At 61.2% G+C, this 22720-nt stretch carries 20 protein-coding genes; 10 read left to right on the forward strand and 10 right to left on the reverse strand.

Annotated features, from left to right (window positions below):
* Positions 1 to 90: 90 nt before the first annotated feature.
* Positions 91 to 900, reverse strand: coding sequence for a UDP-2,3-diacylglucosamine diphosphatase (locus tag H0Z09_RS25865; RefSeq protein WP_076952962.1), 810 nt, complete (start codon positions 898 to 900; stop codon positions 91 to 93).
* Positions 901 to 1037: 137 nt separating this feature from the next.
* Between H0Z09_RS25865 and H0Z09_RS25870 the strand changes: the two genes are divergently transcribed.
* Positions 1038 to 1787, forward strand: a complete 750-nt coding sequence (locus H0Z09_RS25870; RefSeq protein WP_186694524.1) for an AraC family transcriptional regulator — start codon at positions 1038 to 1040, stop codon at positions 1785 to 1787.
* Between the two features lie 926 nt (positions 1788 to 2713).
* Positions 2714 to 3598: a DMT family transporter gene (locus tag H0Z09_RS25875; RefSeq protein ID WP_186694526.1), complete on the forward strand. Its 885-nt coding sequence runs from the start codon at positions 2714 to 2716 to the stop codon at positions 3596 to 3598.
* A 10-nt stretch (positions 3599 to 3608) separates the two neighbouring features.
* On the opposite strand, the gene H0Z09_RS25880 is transcribed toward H0Z09_RS25875, so the two are convergent.
* Positions 3609 to 3896 carry a SelT/SelW/SelH family protein gene (locus H0Z09_RS25880; protein ID WP_186694528.1) on the reverse strand — a complete coding sequence of 96 codons (288 nt, stop codon included), beginning with the start codon at positions 3894 to 3896 and terminating at the stop codon, positions 3609 to 3611.
* A gap of 84 nt (positions 3897 to 3980) precedes the next feature.
* Here H0Z09_RS25880 and H0Z09_RS25885 point away from each other — a divergent pair, with 84 nt between their 5' ends.
* Entirely contained in the window at positions 3981 to 6173 is a 2193-nt protein-coding gene (locus tag H0Z09_RS25885; RefSeq protein ID WP_186694530.1) for a patatin-like phospholipase family protein, read from the forward strand.
* 32 nt (positions 6174 to 6205) lie between these two features.
* Here the strand turns inward: H0Z09_RS25885 and H0Z09_RS25890 are convergent, their stop codons facing one another.
* Positions 6206 to 6640, reverse strand: a complete 435-nt coding sequence (locus H0Z09_RS25890) for a MarR family transcriptional regulator (protein ID WP_076952957.1) — start codon at positions 6638 to 6640, stop codon at positions 6206 to 6208.
* 121 nt (positions 6641 to 6761) lie between these two features.
* Positions 6762 to 8888 carry a DNA helicase RecQ gene (recQ, locus tag H0Z09_RS25895; protein WP_186694532.1) on the reverse strand — a complete coding sequence of 709 codons (2127 nt, stop codon included), beginning with the start codon at positions 8886 to 8888 and terminating at the stop codon, positions 6762 to 6764.
* Positions 8889 to 9164: 276 nt separating this feature from the next.
* Between recQ and H0Z09_RS25900 the strand changes: the two genes are divergently transcribed.
* From H0Z09_RS25900 to H0Z09_RS25910, 3 genes are all read left to right on the forward strand, one after another.
* A complete protein-coding gene (locus tag H0Z09_RS25900) occupies positions 9165 to 9752 on the forward strand; it encodes a YecA family protein (protein ID WP_076952955.1) in 588 nt (195 codons plus the stop codon).
* Positions 9753 to 9772: 20 nt separating this feature from the next.
* Entirely contained in the window at positions 9773 to 10156 is a 384-nt protein-coding gene (locus H0Z09_RS25905) for a YbaN family protein (protein WP_162279237.1), read from the forward strand.
* Between the two features lie 118 nt (positions 10157 to 10274).
* Positions 10275 to 13745, forward strand: a complete 3471-nt coding sequence (locus H0Z09_RS25910; protein WP_186694535.1) for a PAS domain-containing hybrid sensor histidine kinase/response regulator — start codon at positions 10275 to 10277, stop codon at positions 13743 to 13745.
* Between the two features lie 290 nt (positions 13746 to 14035).
* On the opposite strand, the gene rmuC is transcribed toward H0Z09_RS25910, so the two are convergent.
* Together rmuC and H0Z09_RS25920 are read right to left on the reverse strand one after the other, a co-directional pair.
* Positions 14036 to 15400, reverse strand: coding sequence for a DNA recombination protein RmuC (gene rmuC / locus H0Z09_RS25915; protein WP_165448115.1), 1365 nt, complete (start codon positions 15398 to 15400; stop codon positions 14036 to 14038).
* 175 nt (positions 15401 to 15575) lie between these two features.
* Entirely contained in the window at positions 15576 to 15899 is a 324-nt protein-coding gene (locus H0Z09_RS25920) for a sel1 repeat family protein (protein ID WP_186694538.1), read from the reverse strand.
* Positions 15900 to 16357: 458 nt separating this feature from the next.
* Between H0Z09_RS25920 and H0Z09_RS25925 the strand changes: the two genes are divergently transcribed.
* The 4 genes from H0Z09_RS25925 (at position 16358) to H0Z09_RS25940 (ending at position 19519) form a co-directional block, all read left to right on the forward strand.
* Positions 16358 to 16663, forward strand: coding sequence for a hypothetical protein (locus H0Z09_RS25925; protein ID WP_076952950.1), 306 nt, complete (start codon positions 16358 to 16360; stop codon positions 16661 to 16663).
* Between the two features lie 444 nt (positions 16664 to 17107).
* Positions 17108 to 17332: a hypothetical protein gene (locus H0Z09_RS25930; protein ID WP_005790139.1), complete on the forward strand. Its 225-nt coding sequence runs from the start codon at positions 17108 to 17110 to the stop codon at positions 17330 to 17332.
* A gap of 274 nt (positions 17333 to 17606) precedes the next feature.
* The gene (locus H0Z09_RS25935; protein ID WP_186694540.1) at positions 17607 to 18089 is read left to right on the forward strand and encodes a hypothetical protein; all 483 of its coding nucleotides are present in this window, start codon (positions 17607 to 17609) and stop codon (positions 18087 to 18089) included.
* Between the two features lie 146 nt (positions 18090 to 18235).
* On the forward strand, positions 18236 to 19519 hold the full coding sequence (locus H0Z09_RS25940) for an outer membrane protein transport protein (RefSeq protein ID WP_076952948.1): 1284 nt from the start codon (positions 18236 to 18238) through the stop codon (positions 19517 to 19519).
* A 64-nt stretch (positions 19520 to 19583) separates the two neighbouring features.
* On the opposite strand, the gene H0Z09_RS25945 is transcribed toward H0Z09_RS25940, so the two are convergent.
* The 4 genes from H0Z09_RS25945 to H0Z09_RS25960 all read right to left on the reverse strand — a co-directional run bounded on the left by H0Z09_RS25945 (position 19584) and on the right by H0Z09_RS25960 (position 22719).
* On the reverse strand, positions 19584 to 20132 hold the full coding sequence (locus H0Z09_RS25945; protein ID WP_186694543.1) for a redoxin domain-containing protein: 549 nt from the start codon (positions 20130 to 20132) through the stop codon (positions 19584 to 19586).
* Positions 20133 to 20281: 149 nt separating this feature from the next.
* On the reverse strand, positions 20282 to 21481 hold the full coding sequence (locus tag H0Z09_RS25950) for an MFS transporter (RefSeq protein ID WP_169376557.1): 1200 nt from the start codon (positions 21479 to 21481) through the stop codon (positions 20282 to 20284).
* Between the two features lie 62 nt (positions 21482 to 21543).
* The gene (locus H0Z09_RS25955) at positions 21544 to 21948 is read right to left on the reverse strand and encodes a MarR family winged helix-turn-helix transcriptional regulator (protein WP_186694545.1); all 405 of its coding nucleotides are present in this window, start codon (positions 21946 to 21948) and stop codon (positions 21544 to 21546) included.
* 42 nt (positions 21949 to 21990) lie between these two features.
* On the reverse strand, positions 21991 to 22719 hold the full coding sequence (locus H0Z09_RS25960; protein WP_186694547.1) for an adenosylcobinamide-GDP ribazoletransferase: 729 nt from the start codon (positions 22717 to 22719) through the stop codon (positions 21991 to 21993).
* Position 22720: the final 1 nt, after the last annotated feature.

Consider the following 22720-nt stretch of genomic DNA (forward strand, 5'->3'; position numbering starts at 1 on the left):
CGCGAATGCGGTGTGTCAGTTACAGATGCACTCGCTGACACACCGCATTCGCGAGCAAGCCCGCTCCCACAATTTGAACCGAGTTCGGCTTTAGCCCGCCACCATCTCGGCTTTCAGCAGCGCCGCTTTCGCCTGGGCATCCGCCAGCCGATACAACTCGATGCTCCCGTCCCAGTGCTCGATCAACGCCGTGCACGACTCCACCCAATCCCCGCAGTTGAGGTAATCCACCTCGCCCACCTTACGAATTTCCGCATGGTGAATATGCCCGCAGACCACGCCATGCAGCTCGCGCTTGGTCACTTCGTGGGCGATGGCTTCTTCGAAATCGCTGATAAAGCTCACCGCCGTCTTGACCTTGTGCTTGAGGTACGCCGACAGCGACCAGTAACCATAGCCATACCGCGCACGCCAATGGTTCAGCCAGCGGTTCAGCGTGAGGGTGAACTCGTAGGCCGAGTCGCCGAGGAACGCCAGCCAACGGTGATAGCGGGTGATCACGTCGAACTGGTCACCGTGGATCACCAGCAAGTGGCGGCCATCGGCGGTCACGTGTATCGCTTCGTCCACCAATTGGATATTGCCCAGGATCAGTTTGGAGTAACGGCGCAGGAATTCGTCGTGGTTGCCGGTGACGTAGATTACCTCGGTGCCGCGCTTGGCCATGGTCAACAGGCGGCGGATCACGTTGGTGTGGGCCTGCGGCCAATACATGCCGCCGCGCAGTTTCCAGCCGTCGATGATGTCCCCTACCAGGTACACCTTGTCGGCATGGTAGCCCTTGAGGAACTGCGATAAGTGTTCGGCCTGGCAGTCCCGGGTGCCCAGGTGCACATCGGAAATCCACAGGGTTCGAACCCGTTGCTTGCGGCTGGGCTTGACGAACTCGGCACTGGTCATGGGCATCCCTCGACGGTGTTTTCGCGAGCTTGCGCCACAGCGGTTAATAGCCCATGACAACTGTGCGTCAGTCTGATGACAGCGCTCGGCGGCCGCGAAGCGTTGTAGACTGGCCGCTTGCCGCCCTGGAGACCGCGATGAGCCCGGCCCTCACGCTACGCCATTACCTCGAAGCACCGATCGTGCACAGCCATGACTATGCGCAATTGGTATTCGGCCTGTCCGGGCACCTGGACCTGGAGGTCGAGGGGCGTGGCAGCCAGGTGCGCGAAAGCAGCGTGATGGTGCTGCCCTTCTGCGCCCACCATGCGTGCGGCAGCCGTGATGGCAGCCGCTGCCTGGTGCTGGATGTGCCCACCGAGCACTGGGTATTGCAATCATTGGGCGAGCACGCCGACGCCAGTCGCCGCCTGCTCGCCCAACCCGCCCGGTTGACGCTGGACTCGCGGCAAAACCAATTGGTGCAGTGGCTGGCACAGAGCCCAGTGGAGGACCCGCTGATCGTGCAGCAAGGTGCGGTGCTGTTGCTGGCCAGTCTCAATCATCCGCTGGCCCAGATGCCGGCCGGGCGGCGCCTGCCGTACGCGGCGTTCAATGCTCATATCGAGCGGCACGCGGCGCACCCGCTGCAAGTGGCTGACCTGGCGCGCCTTGCCGACCTGTCGGTGGCGCGTTTGCATGCGCGCTTCATGGTCGAGTGCGGGCAGACGCCGATGGACTATATCCGCAGCCGGCGCCTGCATATGGCGCTGGAGCTTTTGCGCAAGACGCCGTTGCCTATCGGCGCGATTGCCGAACGGGTCGGCTATACCTCGCAGAGTGCGTTTGCTGCGGCGATGTTGCGTGAGTTTGGGGCCTCGCCGAGTTCTCTGCGACGCGATGTGTAGGGCTTTTTGCCGTGGCGGCCTTTGGGCCGACCATGTCGTTGGGAGTGACCGTGTACATATCCGTTCCTGCGGTCACGGCGGCTATTGGTTCCGCTTTTACAGCGGCTCACTTTTGAAGAGCGCAAAAGTAAGCAAAACGCTCTTGCCCCACCACTCGGCACCTCGCTTAGGCTCGGTGTGCCCGAACGCAGGCTTGAATCCGTGGGCCGCCGCCACGCGCCATCCATGGCGCGGGGCGGCTAACCCGGCGTCCTGCCGGGTTACCCACGGATTCAAGCCTGCGTTCGGCCAGCGTGGTTGACGGGGCGCCTGAGATCAAGATCAAAAGCCAGATCAAAAGCGAAAGCAGAGCCAGAGCCAGAGCCAATCTGAGGTCCATCTGATGTATGGAGATCAAACTGTGGGAGCGGGCTTGCTCGCGAAGGCGGTGTGTCAGTGAGTGCATCTGTAACTGATCCACCGTATTCGCGAGCAAGCCCCCACAGTTTTAACCGAGTTCGACATGAATTACCGGTCGGCTCTAAGGCCGCCGCGCTCTTGCTTTTGATCTGGGATCGCCCCGTCAACCACGCTGGCCGGAATTCGACATTGATTTGGGGGGTAAACCGGCATGGATGCCGGTTTAGCCGCCCACGCGCCATGGATGGCGTGTGGGCGGCGGCCCCCCAAATCAGTGTCGGATTACGGGCATGCCGAGCCTAGGCGAGGCACCGAGTGGTGGGGCGAGGACTTTTTGGTTACTTTTTGGTCCTTCAAAAAGTGACCCGCTGTAAGAGCGGAACCGTCAGCCGCCGTTACCTAAATAATGGATATGTACACGACACGTAGGACGAGCCTGACGCTAAAAATCGCGAGCCGGACGACAGACACCGACAAGCCGCCCCACTAGACTGCGCTTCTGTCACCCGCTCGATACAAGGATCCCAATGACTCCCCGCTCAGCCCTCGGCGCCCTGCACATCGGCGCATTGATGTTCGGCCTTACCGGCGTGTTCGGCAAGCTGGCGGCCGCCTCACCGGCCATCATCGTGTTTGGTCGCGCCGTGTTTGCCGTGGCGGCCCTGGCGATATTTGCACGGTTCGCCAGCAACACCGCCTGGAAAAAGCTGGAGTTGCGCGACTGGCGCCGGCTGCTGGTCAGTGGCGTGTTGCTGGCGGCGCATTGGGTGACGTTCTTTATTGCCGTCAAAGTGGCCGGCGTGGCCGTTGCGACGCTGGGCTTCACGGCTTTCCCGGCCTTTACCGTGATCCTTGAAGGGTTGATTTTCCGCGAGCGCATCCGCGCCAATGAAGTGCTGCTGGTGGTGCTGGTCAGCATCGGCCTGGTGCTGGTCACGCCGCACTTCAATCTGGCCAGCGAAGCCACCGGCGGGTTGCTCTGGGGAATCGCCTCGGGGCTGCTGTTTTCCCTGTTGTCGCTGAACAATCGCGCCAGTTCCGGGCGTATTCCGGCGGTGCAGGCGGCGCTGTGCCAGAACGTGGTGGTTGCAGCGTGCCTGTTGCCTGTGGCGGCGCCTGGGCTGGCGGAGGTGCGTGCGATCGATTGGCTGTGGATCGGTTTGCTCGGCGTGTTCTGCACTGGCCTGGCTCACAGCCTGTTCGTGGCCAGCCTTGCGGTGATCAAGGCGCGCACCGCTTCGGTGGTGTTTGCCATGGAGCCGGTCTACGGCATCACCGCAGCCTGGCTGCTGTTTGCCGAAGCCCCGACGCTGCGCATGCTGCTGGGGGGCGCGCTGATCATCGTCGCGATTGTGCTATCGGGGTTGATGGGCAGCGCCAGCCAGGCCAAACAGCCGGCTGCGGCGGCCTGATTGCCGACGGCTATTGCGTACGGTCGTTGTGCCCCAGGTCACGCTGCGGGTCGATCTGGTCGCGCACGCGCTGCTTGAGCACCTTGGCTTCGGGGAAGCCGCCGTCGGCCTTGCGTTCCCAGATCTGCACGCCATCGCAGGTAATGTGAAACGCGCCACCAGTGGCCGGCGCCAGGGACACTTTGCCCAGATCATCGGCGAATGTGCTCAACAACTCCTGCGCCAGCCACGCCCCGCGCAGCAGCCACTGACATTGCGTGCAATAGGTGATGACAATCTCGGGTTTGCTCATCGACATTATTTGACTGACTCCAGGCATAACGAGGGGTGAGGATCGAGTGGCTATAATACCGGCCTTTATCGCCCAGCCTCGAGATTGATGATGCGCCGCCTGTTGTCCTGCCTGCTTCTGTGCCTCTTCCCTCTTCTTGCCGACGCCATTGAACCGCCACGTCCGAAAATCGGCCTGGTGCTGTCGGGCGGTGCCGCCCGTGGGCTGGCGCATATCGGCGTGCTCAAGGCACTGGAGGAGCAAGGTATCCAGATCGATGCGATTGCCGGCACCAGCATGGGCGCGGTGATCGGCGGGCTGTACGCGTCGGGCTACAAGATCGACGAACTGGAAAAGCTGGCGCTGAGCATCGACTGGCAACAGGCGCTGTCCGATGCGCCGCCGCGGGAAGACGTGCCGTTCCGACGCAAGCAGGATGACCGGGATTTCCTGGTCAAGCAGAAACTCAGCTTTCGCGACGACGGCAGCCTGGGCCTGCCGCTGGGCGTGATCCAGGGCCAGAACCTGGCGTTGCTGCTCGAAAGCATGTTCGCCCACAGCAGCAACACCCGTAACTTCGACAAGTTGCCCATCCCCTTCAGGGCCGTGGCCACCGATATCACCACCGGTGAAAAGGTGGTATTCCGCAAGGGCCACCTGCCCCAGGTGATCCGCGCCAGCATGTCGATCCCAGCCGTGTTCGCGCCGGTGGAACTGGACGGCCGACTCCTGGTGGACGGCGGCATGACCGATAACATCCCGCTGGATGTGGCGCGGGAAATGGGCGTGGACATCGCCATCGTCGTCGACATCGGCACCCCGCTACGCTCGCGCAAGCAACTGGCCACGGTGGTCGATGTGCTCAACCAATCCATCACCCTGATGACCCGGCGCAACTCGGAAGAACAACTCAAGGACCTGCACCCCAGGGACGTGCTGATCCAGCCGCCGCTGGCCGCGTATGGCGTGACGGACTTCGGCCGCGCCAAGGACATGATCGACGCCGGCTACCGCGCCACCCTTGCCCTCGATGCGCGCCTCGCCCACCTGCGCCCCGCCGGTCAGGTCGACCCACAACTGATGGCCGCCCGCACCCCGGGCGAACGTACGCCGGTCATCACCGCCATCGATGTGGAAAACGACTCGAAAGTCAGCGACGACGTGATCCGCTACTACATCCGCCAACCCCTGGACGAGCCGCTGAACCTGGGCCGCCTGCAGTCGGACATGGGCACGCTCTACGGCCTGGATTACTTCGAGCAGGTGCAATACCGCGTGGTCAAGAAAGGCCAGCAAAACACCCTGGTGATCAGCGCGCGCGGCAAACGCAGCGGCACCGATTACTTGCGCCTGGGCCTCAACCTGTCGGATGACATGCGCGGCGACAGCGCCTTCAACCTGGGCGCGAGTTACCGCATCAACGGCATCAACCGCCTCGGCGCCGAATGGCTGACGCGGGTGCAGATCGGCGATCGCCAAGAGCTGTACAGCGAGTTCTACCAGCCGATGGACACCGGTTCGCGTTACTTTGTCGCGCCTTACATCAGGGCCCAGGCGCAGAACGTGGAGCTGATCCTGGACAACGATCCCATCTCCGAATACCGCCTGGAACGCTACGGTTTCGGCCTGAACGTCGGCAGGCAGATCGGCAACAGCGGCGAGATCCGCTTCGGCGTCGGCGAGGCCTGGGGCAAGGCGGATGTGCGCATCGGCGACCGCGATTTGCCCAGCGTGAGCTTCAGTGAGGGCTTCTATGAGCTGAAGTATTCCTTCGACTCCCTGGACAACGTGTACTTCCCCCATACCGGCGAAGACATCGGCCTGGCCTACCGCGAGTTCGAACCGGGCCTGGGCTCGGACCAACGCTACCGCCAATGGGAATTCAAGCTGGACAAGGCCATGAGTCACGGCCCGGACACCCTGGTGCTGGGTGGTCGCTATGGGCGCACCCTGGATGATTCGGAAAATGTGGTGAGTTCCAGTTTCCTGCTGGGGGGCGCCCGGCAGTTGTCGGGCTTCCGCCAGGATGCGATCTCGGGCCAGAACATCAGCCTGATGCGGGCGGTGTACTACCGCAGGCTCACGCCACGGTCATATTTGCCGCTGGATTTCCCGCTGTACCTGGGTGCGTCACTGGAACGTGGCCGGGCATGGAACAACGACAATGAATTCGACAGCGGCTACATCAACGCAGCGAGTATCTTCCTCGGCTTTGATACGCCGTTGGGGCCGCTGAATTTCAGCTATGGGTTCAATGATGATAATCAGAAGGCGGTGTATCTGAACCTGGGGCAGACGTTCTAGAGCCCCACAACCCAATGTGGGGCCCTCACAGATCAGGACTTTTCCAGGTTCGCCAGGATGCGCCCGTGCACGCGCATGCACACGCTCAAATCGGCTTCGTTCACGCCCTCAAACAATTCATGCCGCAGCTCGGTGGCGATGGTTTCGATCTGTTCGATCAACGGCCGGGCGGTGTCACACAACAGGATGCGCTTGGCACGACGGTCTTCAACCACCGCCTGGCGTTGCACCAGGCCTTGGCCTTCGAGGCTGTCCAGCAGACGGGCCAGTGTCGGCCCTTCGACGCCAACGCTCTGCGCCAGCTCACGCTGAGTGGGCGCTTCTTCGAAACGCGCAAGGTGCAGCAGTACCAGCCAGCGTGCCTGGGACAGGCCCAGCCCCGCCAGACGGCGATCCAGCTCGGCACGCCAACCACGGGACATCTGCGCCAACTGCATGCCAAATCGGTGTTGATCGGTTAAAGGCATAAAAAACTCTTGTTTTAGACTGAAAATAAAGTTTGGCTAATTATTAGTCAGCTAAGCATGAGCGTTGCCGCTAGGCAAGAGGTGCTATGTACTGATCTGTTACATTGTCGTAATTGGCACACTAAATTTCGAATTCCGACTGCAAGGCGGCCCGCACGCAGTACAAGACACCTTCAGGAACACGCCCGGTAAACAGCGGTGCAATCTCCGCCACCGGTGGCAATTCGCCCTCTCCGTCAAGGAACGCGTCCTGGATCTCGCCGAGCAGATCCTCCGGCAAATCAAGGGCCTGCTCCAATGACAATTGCTGCTTGCCAATGGATTCGGCGAGCAGGGTGTAGACGTTTTTCTCCGAGCATTGCAGCTGGCCGGCGATCTGGATCGGCGTCATGCCGGCGCGTGCCAGGCTGATCAGTTCGTGGCGTATGTCGGCGACTTCCTTCGGCGCTTCGGCCTGGCCGCCGAGCACTTCGAGGAAGGCCTGCCCGTAACGCTCCAGCTTGCGCGCGCCCACGCCGCTGACCCGCGCCATCTCGGCCATGCTGGTCGGTTGCTCGCGCAACATTTCCAGCAAGGTGGAGTCCGGGAAAATAACGTAGGGCGGCACGCTGTGTTCCTGAGCCAATTTGCGGCGCAGGGTGCGCAAGGCTTCCCACTGCTCGCGCTCCTCCCCCCGGACAAGCTGGCTGGCCTGGCTGGTGCTGCTCTTGGCGGTGGTCTGCGGCTTGAGGTCGCGGCGCAGCTCCAGGGTGACCTCGCCCTTGAGCAACGGCCGGCAACTGTCATTCAGGCGCAGGCCGCCATACCCTTCGATGTCGATATCCACCAGGCCGCGCGCCACCATCTGCCGGAACAACGAGCGCCACTCGCCTTCGGCGCGGGCTTTACCGACACCGTACACCGAGAGCTTCTCGTGGCCGAAGCTGCGGACCTTCTCGTTGTCCTTGCCCAGCAGCACATCTACCAGATGCCCCACGCCATAACGCTGGCCGGTGCGGTAAATGGCCGACAAGCCCTGACGCGCAGGCTCGGTGGCGTCCCAAGTCTGCACGCCGTCAATGCAGTTGTCGCAATGGCCGCATGGCTCGGGCATGTCTTCGTCGAAGTACGCCAGCAAGGTCTGGCGACGGCAGCGGGTCTCCTCGCACAGCGACAGCATCGCGTCGAGCTTGTGCTGCTCCAGGCGCTTATGTCGCTCGTCGCCTTCGGAGTTCTGCAGCATCTGCTTGAGCATCACCACGTCTTGCAGGCCGTAGACCATCCACGCATCCGCCGGCAGGCCGTCACGGCCGGCGCGACCGGTTTCCTGGTAGTAGGCCTCAAGGGACTTGGGCAGATCCATGTGAGCCACGAAGCGTACGTTGGATTTATCGATGCCCATGCCGAACGCGATGGTGGCCACCATGATCAGGCCTTCTTCGTTGAGAAAGCGCTTCTGGTGAGCCGAGCGCGTCTCGTTGGGCAATCCGGCGTGATAGGGCAGCGCCGGGTAGCCTTGTTCGCAGAGGAACGCGGCGACTTCATCAACCTTCTTGCGCGACAGGCAATAGACAATGCCCGCATCGCTGCGCCGTTCGGAGAGGAATGCGAGCAACTGCTTGCGCGGCTGCTCCTTGGGCACGATCCGGTAGAAAATGTTCGGCCGGTCAAAGCTCGACAGGAACCGCTCGGCGTTCTGCAGATGCAGGCGCTCGACGATTTCTTCGCGGGTACGCTTGTCGGCGGTGGCGGTCAGGGCGATGCGCGGCACATCGGGAAACAGCTGCGCCAATTGGCCGAGCTGCAGGTATTCGCGGCGGAAATCATGCCCCCATTGCGACACGCAGTGGGCTTCGTCGATGGCGAACAGCGCGATTTCCAGGCTTTGCAGGAACGCCAGCATGCGCGGCTGCACCAGGCGCTCCGGGGCGAGGTAAAGCATTTTCACTTCACCGCGCTTGATCCGCGCCGCCAGGTCGCGCTGCTGCTCGGCGCTGAGGGTGGAGTTCAAGGCGGCGGCGGCCACGCCCAGTTCTTCCAGGGTGGCCACCTGATCGTCCATCAACGCGATGAGCGGCGACACCACCACGGCCAAGCCATTGCGCAACAGGGCCGGCACCTGGAAGCACAACGATTTGCCGCCGCCGGTAGGCATCAGGACCAGCGCGTCACCGCCACTGGCCACACGCTCAATGATCGCACCCTGGCGGCCACGAAAACTGTCGTAGCCGAAGATGTCCTTGAGGACGCGTTGTGCCTGCTCGAGCATGTATAACTCCAAAATAGTGCCGCAATTGCTCTGTACAGGCTGGTCGAAAAAACACGGCTTAAGGAAAAATAATCCGTAAGCGAAGTTTTCCCGGACTGGCGCTTGGCCTGCAAGGGCATCACAAAACGCGGCAGTATACCCGAGCGTCTTCCGGCAGAGGGCGCCGCTGACGAATTGCAGCCCGTCTCTAAAACCTGGCAAATCTGCATGGCGGCTGGCCTGGGCGCTCAAGAAGGCCTAGAATTCAGCATCGTTTATTTCCAAGGTAGTCCTTCAATGTCCTTCGCTGAGCAACTAACCCGCCTGCAAGCCTTCCTCGACGCCGATGAGCTGCATGACGAGGCGCTGGACTACGTGGCCGCCCACGGCTACCTGACCGCCCTGTCGATCTGCTCCGAGGTGGTGCCCGACCGCGAATGGATCGACGCGCTGTTCGCCGAAGAGCCTCACTACACCGACGACGCGCACCGCGAAGAAATCGAATCGACCCTGCTGGCCCTCAAGGCCCACATCGGTCGCCAACTGGCGTCCGACGAGGAATTCGAGCTGCCGTGCGAGCTGGACCTGGGCGAAGACCCGGACGATTCCGACCTGCGCGGTTGGTGCATCGGTTTCATGGAAGGTGTGTTCCTGCGCGAAGCCGCCTGGTTCGAATCCGCCGAAGAAGAAGTCAGCGAGATGCTGCTGCCGATCATGGTCGGTTCGGGCCTGTTCGAAGAAGAAGCAGAGTTCTCCGACATCGCCGCCGACGCCAACCTGATGGACGACATGATCGTACAGATCCCGGAAGCCCTCACCGCTCTGTACCTGCTGTGCAACGCCCCTGACGAAAAACCGGCGATCCTCAAGCCTCGTCACCACTGAGCCGCTTGCCCGTGAGACCCATGGGCAATCGCTCGCCGCTCCTGCGTTACGCGCTGCTGGCCATTGGCTGGCTCAGCGTAGCGCTGGGTGTGATCGGCATTTTCCTGCCGGTGTTGCCGACCACGCCCTTCCTGTTGCTCGCCGCCGCCTGCTTCGCCCGCAGTTCCCCGCGTTTCTACCACTGGCTGGTGGAGCACCCGCGACTGGGGCCGTGGATACGGGACTACTTGGACGGCAACGGCATCCCGCTCAAGGGCAAGGTCTACGCAATCGGCCTGATGTGGCTGAGCATCGGTTTTTCCTGTTACCTGGTGCCGCTGCCGTGGGCACGGGTGTTCATGCTGACCAGTGCGGTACTGGTGACTGTTTATATCCTGCGCCAGAAAACCCTGCCACCCCGCTAGGCGCGCCTGCGACATTAAATCCCACGCGACCTTGGTCGACACTGACTAACCCCAGGCATCATGCGAGACTGTCCGACCGGGCCCGGAATGCCCGGGTGTTCTTATGCTCGGAGTTACCATGACGCTGTCCAGCGGGCTGATTGCCGCCGTTGCCCTGGCCTATATGGCCATTATGTTTGCCATCGCCTTCTACGGTGACCGCCGCCGCGCGCCATTGCCGCCGCGCATGCGTGCCTGGGTGTACAGCCTGTCGCTGGCCGTCTATTGCACCAGTTGGACGTTTTTCGGCGCCGTAGGCCAGGCCGCCGAACAGTTGTGGGCTTTTTTACCGATCTACCTGGGACCGGTGCTGCTGCTGGTGTTGGCGCCCTGGGTGCTGCAGAAGATGATCCTGATCAGCAAGCAGGAAAACATCACCTCCATCGCCGACTTCATCGCCGCGCGCTACGGTAAATCCCAGTCCCTGGCCGTGGTGGTCGCGCTGATCTGCCTGGTGGGCGTACTGCCTTATATTGCCCTGCAACTCAAAGGCATCGTGTTGGGGGTCAACCTGCTGATCGGCGCCGGCGCCGACACCACCGGCACCCGCGCGCAGGACACGGCCTTGATCGTGTCGCTGGTGCTGGCGCTGTTCACCATCGTCTTTGGCACGCGCAACCTCGACGCCACGGAGCACCACCGTGGCATGGTGCTGGCGATTGCGTTTGAGTCGCTGGTCAAGCTGTTTGCCTTTCTTGCCGTCGGCGCGTTTGTGACCTACGGCTTGTACGACGGTTTCGGTGACCTGTTCAGCCAGGCCATGCTGGCGCCACGCCTGGAGGAATACTGGAAAGAGACCGTCAACTGGCCCTCGATGGTGGTGCAGACCGGCGTGGCCATGATGGCGATCATCTGCCTGCCTCGCCAGTTCCATGTCACGGTCGTGGAGAACATCGACCCCCAGGATCTGCGCCTGGCTAAATGGGTGTTTCCCGCGTATCTGATTCTTGCCGCCCTGTTTGTAGTACCGATCGCCTTGGGCGGCAAGATGATGCTGCCCAGCTCGGTACTGCCGGATTCCTATGTGATCAGCCTGCCGATGGCTGAAGCCCACCCGGCCCTGGCGGTACTGGCGTTCATCGGCGGCGCTTCGGCGGCCACCGGCATGGTGATCGTGGCGAGCATTGCCTTGTCGACCATGGTCTCCAACGACATGTTGCTGCCCTGGCTGCTGCGTCGCTCCAGCGCCGAGCGCCCGTTCGAAGTGTTCCGCCACTGGATGCTGTCGGTGCGGCGGGTCAGTATCGTGATTATTCTGTTGCTGGCCTACGTGAGCTATCGATTGCTCGGCTCCACCGCCAGCCTGGCGACCATCGGCCAGATCGCCTTCGCCGCCGTAACCCAACTGGCACCGGCGATGCTCGGCGCGCTGTATTGGAAACAGGCAAACCGACGCGGCGTGTTCGCCGGGCTGGCGGCAGGCACCTTTCTATGGTTCTACACCCTCGTCCTACCGGTCACGGCGAAAAGCCTGGGCTGGTCCCTCAGCCTTTTCCCAGGCCTGACGTGGTTGCATTCCCACCCATTCGGTTTGTCCGTCACCTCGTTGACCCTGGGCACCGTGTTTTCCCTGGCCGGTAACTTCACGCTGTTTGTCTGGGTGTCGATGTTCTCCCGCACGCGGGTGTCCGAGCACTGGCAGGCCGGGCGTTTTATCGGCCAGGAAATCAGCCAGCGCGCCAGCGCCCGCTCGATGCTCTCGGTGCAGATCAGCGACCTGCTCAGCCTGGCCGCGCGTTTTGTCGGCGAAGAGCGCGCCCAGCAGAGCTTTATCCGCTTCGCCTATCGCCAGGGCAAAGGCTTCAACCCCAACCAGAATGCCGACAACGATTGGATCGCCCACACCGAACGCTTGCTGGCCGGTGTACTTGGCGCGTCGTCGACCCGAGCCGTGGTGAAAGCCGCCATCGAAGGGCGGGAAATGCAGCTGGAGGATGTCGTACGCATCGCTGACGAAGCGTCGGAAGTGCTCCAGTTCAATCGCGCGTTATTGCAAGGCGCCATCGAGAACATCACCCAGGGCATCAGCGTGGTCGACCAGTCGCTCAAGCTGGTGGCCTGGAACCGGCGCTACCTGGAGCTGTTCAACTACCCGGAGGGGTTGATCAGCGTAGGCCGGCCGATTGCTGACATTATCCGCTACAACGCCGAACGCGGGCTGTGCGGGCCGGGTGAGGCCGAGGTGCACGTGGCGCGACGGCTGCATTGGATGCGCCAGGGCCGTGCGCACACCTCCGAGCGTCTGTTCCCCAATGGACGGGTGATCGAGCTGATCGGCAACCCGATGCCCGGCGGCGGTTTCGTCATGAGCTTCACTGACATTACCGCGTTCCGCGAAGCCGAGAAGGCGCTTACCGAGGCTAATGAAGGCCTGGAGCAACGGGTCACCGAGCGTACCCATGAACTGTCGCAGCTCAACGTGGCGCTCACCGATGCCAAGGGCGTGGCCGAGTCCGCCAGCCAGTCGAAAACCCGCTTCCTGGCGGCGGTCAGCCATGACTTGATGCAGCCGCTGAATGCCGCGCGGCTGTTCTCCGCCGCCCTCTCCCATCAGAACGATGGTCTGTCCAGCGAAGCCCGGCAACTAGTGCAACACCTGGACAGTTCGCTGCGCTCCGCCGAAGACTTGATCAGCGATTTGCTGGATATTTCGCGCCTGGAAAACGGCAAGATCAATCCGCAGCGCCAGCCGTTTATGCTCAACGAACTGTTCGACACCTTGGGCGCGGAGTTCAAGGCGCTGGCCCAAGAGCAAGGTCTGCGCTTCCGTTTGCGCGGTAGTCGGCTGCGTATCGACAGCGACATCAAGTTGCTGCGGCGAATCCTGCAAAATTTTCTCACCAACGCCTTCCGTTACGCCGACGGCCCGGTGCTGCTTGGCGTACGCCGACGCAAGGGCGAGCTGTGCCTGGAAGTGTGGGACCGCGGCCCGGGTATCCCGTTGGACAAACAAAAGGTGATCTTCGAAGAATTCAAGCGCCTGGACAGCCACCAGACCCGCGCGGAGAAAGGCCTGGGGCTAGGCCTGGCGATCGCCGATGGCCTGTGCCGCGTGCTGGGCCACCGGCTGAGCGTGCGCTCATGGCCGGGCAAGGGCAGCGTATTCAGTGTGCGCGTGCCGCTGGCACGTAACCAGGCCAGCCCGGCGCTCAAGGCACCCCCGGAAACCGGCTTGCCGTTGAGCGGCGCACAGGTGCTGTGCGTGGATAACGAAGAGAGCATCCTGATCGGCATGCGCAGCCTGTTGACGCGCTGGGGCTGCGAAGTATGGACCGCCACCGACCAGGCGCAATGCGCGGCGCTGCTGGCCGAAGGCATGCGCCCGCAACTGGCGCTGGTGGACTACCACCTGGATCATGGAGAAACCGGTACTGAACTGATGGGGTGGCTGCGCGCGCAATTGGCCGAGCCGATTCCCGGCGTGGTCATCAGCGCCGACGGCCGCCCGGAGACGGTGGCACAGGTGCATGCGGCGGGGTTGGATTACCTGGCCAAGCCGGTGAAGCCCGCGGCGTTACGCGCGTTATTGAGTCGGCATTTGCCGCTGTAACCAGGCCCTGATCGGTCAACAGGTGGGCGCTGGCTTGTCTGCGATAGGCATAGGTATCTACACATTTTTGTAGTGAGCGGGCTTGTCCCGCGCTGGGCTGCGAAGCGGCCCCAAACCAGGCGAATTGCGTTATCTGAAACTGCGCGGTGTCTTTATTGGGGGCGGCTTCGCCACCCACCGCGGGACAAGCCCGCTCACTACAGGGAGATTTGTCAGCCTTTGAAGGTTGTGTAGATACCTATGCTGCGCCCTTGCTATCGCAGGCAAGCCAGCTCCCACAGGACCGCATTCTATTCAGGCAGGTGGGCTACGCCATCGGAATCGGTCATCGCCCGCTCCAACAGATCCGCCGGCAAACTTTTACTCGCCCGAGCACCGAGCAGCCGCAATTGCTCGGTGCGACTGACCAGGTTTCCGCGCCCATCGGTCAGCTTGTTTCGCGCCGCGCTGTAAGCCTTATCCAACTGCTGCAAACGATTACCCACTTCATCCAGGTCCTGGATGAACAGCACGAACTTGTCGTACAGCCAACCGGCGCGTTCGGCAATTTCCCGGGCGTTCTGGCTTTGGCGCTCCTGTTTCCACAGGCTGTCGATCACCCGCAGGGTGGCGAGCAAAGTGGTCGGGCTGACGATCACGATATGGCGGTCGAACGCTTCCTGGAACAGGTTCGGTTCAGCCTGCAATGCGGCGGAAAACGCCGCTTCGATCGGCACGAACAACAACACGAAATCCAGGCTGTGCAGACCTTCCAGGCGTTTGTAATCCTTGCCGGCCAGGCCTTTGACGTGATTGCGCAGCGACAGTACATGTTGTTTCAGCGCTGCCTGACCAATCACTTCATCATCCGCCGCCACGTACTGTTGATAAGCGGTAAGGCTGACCTTGGAGTCCACCACCACCTGCTTGTCGCCGGGCAACATGATCAACACGTCCGGCTGGAAACGTTCGCCGTCCGGCCCCTTGAGGCTGACCTGGGTCTGGTACTCGCGGCCTTTTTCCAGGCCTGCGTGCTCCAGCACCCGCTCCAGGATCAGCTCGCCCCAGTTGCCTTGGGTTTTCTGACCCTTGAGGGCACGGGTCAAGTTGGTGGCCTCGTCTGACAGACGCAAGTTCAGTTGCTGCAGGCGTTCCAGCTCCTTGGCCAAGGAAAAACGCTCGCGCGCCTCATTCTGGTAGCTTTCTTCCACGCGTTTTTCAAACGACTGGATGCGCTCCTTCAACGGGTCGAGCAACTGGCCCAGGCGTTCCTGGCTGGTTTCGGCGAAGCGCTGCTCGCGCTCATCGAAAATCTTGCCGGCCAATTCGGCGAACTGTGCACGCAGCTCATCCCGCGAGCCCTGCAGGTCGGCGAGGCGTTGTTGATGGCTCTCCTGCTGCTCACGCAGTTCGGCGCGCAAGGCCGCCGACAACGCATCGAGGCGGCGCAGCTCAGTCTCCTTGGCGCTGCGGTCGAGGTTCCAGGCGTGGGCGGCGTCGCGGGCATTGTCGCGGTCGATCTGCAGCAATTCGACTTCGCGGCGCACAGCAGCCAGGTCAGCTTGCTTGGCCGCATTGGCGTGGCTCAGGTCACTGATCTCATCGCGGCTGGCATCCAACTGCGCGGCGAGGCCTTCCTGGGCCAACAGCGCGGTGGCGAGGCGCTCTTCAAGCAATTCCCAGCCGGTCATGCGCGCGGTCAGTCGTCGCTGGAGTTGCCAGCACACGGCCAATAAAGGCACGGCAGCGCCAGCGAGGCCCAGGGCAATACTGGTCCAGTCAAAAACCATAGACGATTCTGCCATTACCGAAAAAAAACAAGGTTAACGGAGCACAGAGCCTGAGGACAGCTCAGTCTTCGACCTGGCCCAGTTCACGCTGGGCGCGCAGGTCACCGGCGCGCGCCGCGAGGCGCAGCAGGTCATGGCCAATGCGGCGGTCACGGGCATTCCCGCACTCACGGCACATCAGTTGGCCCAGGCGGCTTTGTGCGATAACCACCCCTTCACGGGCTGGTTGCTTGAGCAAACGCCCGGCGAAGTGCTTGACGTTGGTGCTATGGCCCAGGCGCGGACTGTCGAGTAACCACAAGGCGACCTTCAACGAGAAGCGCTTAGGGACGGTAACAGTCTGAGGGGCGTCGGTAACAGAAGGTGATACTGAGCGAAACTTCATAAAGCACTGTGGGACAGAACGGAAGGCGCGCCACTCTACTCTTTTTTTCACACAGGTAAAGCTGAAAAAACCCTGCACGCCCGTGCTAGAGCAAGCGCTCGGGACAATCCACAGAAGCTGTGGATAACTCAGTGGACAACCCTCTTCCAACCCGCGCAAAGCCCCATGGAACGGGGGCCGCAGTCAAACTGACGATTTTTTCACCAATAAAAAAAAGCCCGATTTTTCATTGACTTAAATTTTCATTGCAGGCAAATGGGGGCCTTGCTGCGGCGCTGGCGGTTGGGTTACACGCATCGCGACCAATGTGCACAAGTACCCATCCGATGGTTATATCAACGGCGCTCTTTGAAGCCATTTGCCGCAAAAATTGTTACGGCCAGGGCAAACCAAACACTTTTCAAATCGGCCCCGGCTCGCCACACTCCCCGCCCTACAGCGAAACGGTGGGTGGGTCGATGAAAGGAATGCTGGTGTTCGCCGTGTTGCTACTGGCGATCTGCGCTGTCTCTCTGGGGATCAACGCGGCACTGCCCTCTCCGGATGGAGCGCTGTTCGCCATTGCGATCCTGCTGTCGGCGGCTTTTACTGCCGTCAGCCTTTGCATCGAACTGGGTGAAGGCCGGATCAATGACATGGGCGACGTGATGAAAGTGGTCGAGACCGGCCAGTCCCTGCGCCTGACCCTCGCCGCCTACGGGCTGGGCTGCTCACTGGCAGCGGCGACGGCGGTGCTGGTGTATCAGGGCCTGCTGGGCGGCTGATTGAAGTTTTTTTACCCATGCACTTCCCTTGCCGGTTTCAATCCGTTACTATCCGCGGCGTTAGTACCAAGCTGAAAGTCAATTCTGGTCGAACCACTCCCCTGCACCACACGGGATCGACCACCTCGATGGTTTCCAGGTATCACTTGCGACGACACTGCCTTTGAACAAGCAAAGGGTGTCGCGAAGTTTCAATACTCTGACCGAACCAACCTGCAAATTGATCAGGATCTTCACCCTGGGCCCAGAACCTTTGCCCCTGTTGTGCTGCCTGCCCTCCTAAGTACCTACCTGCCAGCCCAAGCGCGCCTAATTTAACAGCGCTTCAAACTGGCTGCTTTGTTCCAGTCGGGTTCTTCGTTTGATCAATGGTGATCAACGTCACTGGAACGTTTTAATACGGCACGGTTCTTATCTGTGTCATTTGTAGGAACACCAATAATCATGAACGCCCAAATCCATACTCAGGATGCCATCCGCACCCTCACCAACGCTTTTGCTCCAATGAACTGCCTGATCATGGCCGCTCGCAAAGGCTGCTTCAGCTTCACCCTGGTCAACGAACACGGCATCGCTCGTCACAGCGAACGCCTGTACCCCGATCAATACTCCAGCGCAGAACCGCTGCAGGCCGTGATCGAGCGTACCCGTCAGGCATTGACCGCCTGATCGACCCGAGTCGCTGAAACGCAAAAACCCTGTTTAACAAGCAGGGTTTTTTATTGCCCGTGATTTGTGTATTGAGCTTTTGCACTAAGTTCAGAACGGTATAACCGTTATAACTGAATGACGAAGATGATTTAAAAACAATCCTTTACACCACAAATATGACACTACACTTCAACTCGAGCGGCATGATCCGCTTCCGGCGAGCCTGAGATCCGATCCACTGCTGCCAAGCCCCCTCAGGCCCCGCCGACCACTTTCACGGGTTGAGGCGTCTATGGGTATCGCTGCCAGCGAATTGTGTCGTTATGTGATCCGGCCAACCTTGTCGTACCTCGGCCGCCAGGACTCGACGGCTGAGTCCTTGCTGCTGGGCATTGCCGCCAGCCAGTCGGAACTGGGTTCCGCCTTGCACGACCGACGCGGGCATGGCCTGTACAGCATCACCGAACCGCGCCACCGCGCCTTGTGGGATGGCTACCTGGCGCTGGACCCCGAGCGCGCCAGCCTGGTACGTGGGCTCGCAAGCCAGCACGCATTCCTCAGCGCTCCGCAACTCGAATTGACCGTAAACCTGCGTTACGCCACGGCCATCGCCTGGCTTCTGGTGGAACAACACAGCCCCGCACTGCCACCGCCCGGGGATGTGCTGGCTATGGCGCGTATCTGGAAAGAAATATTTCACCCTCAAGGTCGGCTGCGCGATTTCACTCAAGCGTGGCAAACCTGTGTTTCGCCCATGAATCACGTGGTTTGCTGACCGGGCAATTTGCAAGGTTCGCCAAAAACCCGGAATTCTGGTCGGATTGTCCTACAAAACCGCTCTATCTCCTGCATTACAGCCTATAGCGCGATCTCAAAATTATTGTTACTTTCCGCAGCGGTGATCACCACGGAGTTCTAATAATGAAAAAAGTAATGCTCAAGACCACACTTAGCCTCGCCGTTGCCATGGCATCCTCCCACCTGTTTGCAAGCGGTTTCGCACTGAACGAACAGAGCGTCAGCGGGATGGGTACGGGTTTCGCAGGCCGCTCTTCTTCTGCCGATGATGCAAGCACTGTGTTTGGCAACCCTGCCGGTATGGCTCGCCTGAATGGGCAGCAGATCACCGGTGGCGTTGCGGCGATTGATGCGTCGACCGATATCAGCGACACCGGCGGCAACTCTCGCGGCTCCAACAAAGGTGACATGGTTCCGTTCACCGCGGTGCCATTTGGTTTCTACACCAACAAACTCAACGATCAGTGGGCTGTCGGCTTCGGTGTCTATGCGCCGTTCGGCCTGGTGACCGACTATGAAAACGGCTTCCAGGGCCGTGGCTTCGGCAGCAAGAGCGAAGTGAAGGTGATGACCTTCCAGCCTACGGTCAGCTACGCGTTCAACGACCGCGTATCCATCGGTTTTGGCCCGACTTTCAACCGGATTTCCGGCGTGTTGGAATCGGATCGGACGCTGAACCCTGCCGTCAGCGATACCAACGTCAAAATCAAAGGCGACGATACTGCGCTGGGCTTCAACGTCGGCGTCCTGGTTCAGGCCACCGATACCACCCGTGTCGGCCTGACCTACCACTCGAAAGTCAAATACAAGCTGGAAGGCCACACCACCGTCAGCGGCCCGGCGGCGACCCAGCCATTCCTGCGTAACAACCGCTATGACGCGTCGTTGAAAATCGACACCCCAGAGTCCTACGACCTCTCGGTCACTCAAGACCTGACCGATGCCTGGAAACTCTATGGTGGTGCGACCTGGACCCGTTGGAGCCGCCTGAAGGAAATCACCGTCGACAACGAAGGCGTGACGGCTGCCGGCGGCGCGCTGGCGACCAGCCAACTGCGCTCCATCACCGAAGAGCAGAACTGGCACGATACCTGGGCCTACGCGGTGGGTACCTCCTACCAATTGACCAAGCAGGTGGTGCTGCGTACCGGCCTGACGTTCGACCAGTCGCCGACCAACAACACCGACCGTTCGCCGCGCATTCCGACGGGCGACCGTACGATCTTCAGCGTCGGCCTGGGCTACAAGGTCATGGATAACATGACCATCGACCTGGCGTACTCTTACCTGAAAGAAGAAGACGTCAAGATCAACCAAACTGCGGATGCTCCGTCGACCGCCAGCTACCGCGCCAAGTACGAAAACAGTGCCAACGGTTTCGGCCTGGGCATGACCTACACCTTCTGATCCAGACCGGTGCAAAAAAGCCCCGCTCTCCTGCAAAGGAGGCGGGGCTTTTTAATGGCTGATCTCAAGGCTTGGACGCTATCGCCTGTTCCACTGCCTTGATCAACTCCGGACTGTCCGGCTTGGTCAAGCTGGAAAAGTCGGCAATCACCTTGCCCTGCCGATCCACCACATACTTGTAGAAGTTCCACTTCGGCGCGTTGCTCTGCTGCGCCAATACCTTGAACAAATGCACCGCATCCGGCCCCTTGACCTTCTGGGGCTCGGTCATGGTGAAGGTCACGCCGTAATTGACGTAACACACCTTGGCCGTCTCTTCGCCCGTCTTGGCTTCCTGCTTGAAGTCGTCGGACGGCACGCCAATCACTTCCAGCCCTTCGTCCTTGTAGCGTTGATACAACGCTTCAAGGCCTTTGAATTGCGGGGCGAAACCGCAAAAGCTGGCGGTGTTGATGATAACCAGGGGCTTGCCGGCAAAGCGCTGGCACAGGTCGATGGATTCTTTCGCACGCAGCTTGGGCAATTGCCCTTCCAGCAACGGCGGGCAACTGGCGGCCATTGCGGCACTGGCAACGGCCATGAGGACGGGTACAGCGAGCCAACGCATCGGCATGGTTATGTCCTTGTCTGTATTCAGGCTACGAACTTAACAGATCGACATACCCAGTTGCATCAACGCCAGCCCGCCGTGTTGCCAGCCCAGCCAGCCCAGCAGGAGCAAACCCAGCCCCGCCAGGAGTATCAAACCGCGCACCGCTATGCTCATGCCGCCTCCATCTGCGCCTGCAATCGCGCCACCGGCCGCTCGCGCACCGGCCAGTTCAGGGCGGCGGCGAGCAGGCTCAATAGGATCGCCACTTGCCAGATCAAATCGTAGTTGCCGGTGCGATCATAGACCACTCCGCCCAGCCAGCCACCCAGGAACGAGCCGATCTGATGAAACAGGAATACGATCCCACCGAGCATCGAGAGGTTTCGCACACCAAACAGCGTCGCGACGGTGCCGTTGGTCAGCGGTACGGTGGACAGCCACAAAAAGCCCATGGCCATGCCAAACAGATAGGCCGTGACTTCGGTGACCGGCGCCCACAGGAACAGCACGATCACCACTGCCCGCAGCACGTACAAACCGGTCAGCAAGCGCGGCTTGGACATGCGCCCGCCAAGCCAGCCGGCGGTGTAGGTGCCGAAGATATTGAACAGGCCGATCAGCGCCAGCACCGTGGTACCGGTGGTGGCCGGCAGGTGCTGGTCCACCAGATAGGCCGGCAGGTGCACGCCGATAAACACCACTTGGAAGCCACAGACAAAAAAGCCAAAGGCCAACAGCCAGAAACCGGAGTGGGAGCAGGCTTCCTTCAACGCTTCACGCAAGCTTTGCTGGCCGACCATTGCCGGCAATGGCCGGTCCTTGAGCATGGCGACCAGCGGCAGGATCAACGCCACCATCAGGCCCAGCGCAAGCAATGCGGCCGACCAGCCCAGCCAACTGATCAACCCCAGTGTACCCGGCACCATCGCAAACTGGCCGAAGGAACCCGCGGCGCTCGCGATCCCCATCGCCATGCTGCGTTTTTCCGGCGCAACGGCACGGCCGACCACGCCGAGGATCACCGAGAACGAGGTGCCGGACAGGCCGATACCGATCAGCAAGCCAGCGCTGAGGGACAGCGTCAACGCTGAATCGGACATACCCATCAACACCAGGCCCACCGCGTACAGGACGCCGCCGACGAACACTGTTTTAGTCGCACCAAAACGGTCGGCCAAGGCGCCGGTGAACGGCTGCGCCAGGCCCCAGATCAGGTTCTGCAATGCAATGGCGAAGGCGAAGGTTTCACGGCCCCAGCCGAACTCGCTGCTCATCGGCGCCAGGAACAGGCCGAAACCGTGCCGCACGCCCAACGACAGTGCCAGGATCAGCGCACTTCCTAAAAGAATCCAGCCACTGGTGCGCCACATCGAGGTCATTTCTTATTCTCCGCCGCGGGTATATACCCGCTTGTAGGCGAACAAACCCGCGTTCAGGCGAGTTCATCCAGCAAGGCCAACAGGGTTTCGCGTTTTTGCGCGCCGAGTCGATCGATCAATTTCTGTTGCGCCGCTTCCCAGGCGGGTAATGCCGCGGTGAGTCGTGCTTCACCGTGCTCGGTCAACACCACCAGGCGATTGCGCAGGTCATCGCCCTCCACCAACCGCACCAGGCCCTCGCCTTCCAGCACCCGCAGGTTGCGACCCAAGGTGCTGCGGTCCAGACCCATGGCGTCCGCCAGGCTGGAAATGCTCGGCTGGTCGAGTCGCTGCAGGTTGCATAGCAACGAATACTGGGCGACGTTGATCCCGAAGCCATCAAGGGCGCCGTCGTAGTGCCTGCTGACGCCACGGGCGGCACGTCGCAGGTTGGTGCACAAACATTGGGAGGCAAGCATGGAACGTGTATATACCCGCGATTAAGGAAATGCAAGAAAGTGTTACAGCGCCAGCGCGACCACCACCGCCGTTTCGAGCAGCTCCAGCAGTGCCCCGGCGGTGTCGCCGGTCGTGCCGCCCAGGCGCTTAATCATCAGCCGGCGTAGCGCCACAAAACAGAGGGTGGCGAACAATACGGCCAGCCCGCCGTTGAAACCGCCGATCAGGATGCAGGCCAGGCCACTGAGAATCAGGACCTGCTGGCCGACGATCCTCGGTAAATGATCCGACAATGCCTGGCCCAATCCGCCGGCGCGCACGTAGCGCGTGGTGAGAAACAGCGCGAGCATCGATGCGCGCCCGATCAACGGCACCAGGATCAATGCAGCGCCGTTGTGTTGCTCGATCAAGGCCACCAGCGCGGCGAATTTGAGCAGCAGCACCAAACCCAGGGTGACCACGGCAATCGGCCCGCTGCGCGGGTCTTTCATGATCGTGAGGGTACGCTCGCGATCGCCGAAGCCGCCCAGCCAGGCATCGGCGCTGTCCGCCAGGCCGTCCAGATGCAGGCCGCCGCTGAGCAGCACCCAGGCCGTCAGCAGCAGCGCGGCGTGCAGCAACAGCGGTGCGCCCATCAATACCGTATTCAAGGCCCACAACAACAGGCCGAACAACAAGCCGACCACGGGATAAAACAACAGGGAGCGCCCCATCTCCTGAGGTTGCGGCATGCCCGGCAGCCGAATCGGCAGGCTGCTGAGAAATTGCAGGGCGATCCAGAATGGCAGCATG

It is taken from the genome of Pseudomonas sp. SWRI18 (assembly GCF_014268345.1).
In the GTDB taxonomy this organism is placed as follows: domain Bacteria; phylum Pseudomonadota; class Gammaproteobacteria; order Pseudomonadales; family Pseudomonadaceae; genus Aquipseudomonas; species Aquipseudomonas cedrina.

Excerpts from the sequence above, each read along its gene's own strand:
- H0Z09_RS25875 (WP_186694526.1), top strand. The coding sequence starts at position 2,714 with ATGACTCCCCGCTCAGCCCTCGGCGCCCTGCACATCGGCGCATTGATG.
- H0Z09_RS25885 (WP_186694530.1), top strand. The coding sequence starts at position 3,981 with ATGCGCCGCCTGTTGTCCTGCCTGCTTCTGTGCCTCTTCCCTCTTCTT.
- H0Z09_RS25900 (WP_076952955.1), top strand. The coding sequence starts at position 9,165 with ATGTCCTTCGCTGAGCAACTAACCCGCCTGCAAGCCTTCCTCGACGCC.
- H0Z09_RS25890 (WP_076952957.1), bottom strand. The coding sequence starts at position 6,640 with ATGCCTTTAACCGATCAACACCGATTTGGCATGCAGTTGGCGCAGATG.
- H0Z09_RS25940 (WP_076952948.1), top strand. The coding sequence starts at position 18,236 with ATGAAAAAAGTAATGCTCAAGACCACACTTAGCCTCGCCGTTGCCATG.
- H0Z09_RS25870 (WP_186694524.1), top strand. The coding sequence starts at position 1,038 with ATGAGCCCGGCCCTCACGCTACGCCATTACCTCGAAGCACCGATCGTG.
- H0Z09_RS25960 (WP_186694547.1), bottom strand. The coding sequence starts at position 22,719 with ATGCTGCCATTCTGGATCGCCCTGCAATTTCTCAGCAGCCTGCCGATT.
- H0Z09_RS25945 (WP_186694543.1), bottom strand. The coding sequence starts at position 20,132 with ATGCCGATGCGTTGGCTCGCTGTACCCGTCCTCATGGCCGTTGCCAGT.
- H0Z09_RS25950 (WP_169376557.1), bottom strand. The coding sequence starts at position 21,481 with ATGTGGCGCACCAGTGGCTGGATTCTTTTAGGAAGTGCGCTGATCCTG.
- H0Z09_RS25905 (WP_162279237.1), top strand. The coding sequence starts at position 9,773 with ATGGGCAATCGCTCGCCGCTCCTGCGTTACGCGCTGCTGGCCATTGGC.
- H0Z09_RS25865 (WP_076952962.1), bottom strand. The coding sequence starts at position 900 with ATGACCAGTGCCGAGTTCGTCAAGCCCAGCCGCAAGCAACGGGTTCGA.
- H0Z09_RS25880 (WP_186694528.1), bottom strand. The coding sequence starts at position 3,896 with ATGTCGATGAGCAAACCCGAGATTGTCATCACCTATTGCACGCAATGT.
- recQ (WP_186694532.1), bottom strand. The coding sequence starts at position 8,888 with ATGCTCGAGCAGGCACAACGCGTCCTCAAGGACATCTTCGGCTACGAC.
- H0Z09_RS25920 (WP_186694538.1), bottom strand. The coding sequence starts at position 15,899 with ATGAAGTTTCGCTCAGTATCACCTTCTGTTACCGACGCCCCTCAGACT.
- H0Z09_RS25910 (WP_186694535.1), top strand. The coding sequence starts at position 10,275 with ATGACGCTGTCCAGCGGGCTGATTGCCGCCGTTGCCCTGGCCTATATG.
- H0Z09_RS25955 (WP_186694545.1), bottom strand. The coding sequence starts at position 21,948 with ATGCTTGCCTCCCAATGTTTGTGCACCAACCTGCGACGTGCCGCCCGT.
- H0Z09_RS25935 (WP_186694540.1), top strand. The coding sequence starts at position 17,607 with ATGGGTATCGCTGCCAGCGAATTGTGTCGTTATGTGATCCGGCCAACC.
- H0Z09_RS25925 (WP_076952950.1), top strand. The coding sequence starts at position 16,358 with ATGAAAGGAATGCTGGTGTTCGCCGTGTTGCTACTGGCGATCTGCGCT.
- H0Z09_RS25930 (WP_005790139.1), top strand. The coding sequence starts at position 17,108 with ATGAACGCCCAAATCCATACTCAGGATGCCATCCGCACCCTCACCAAC.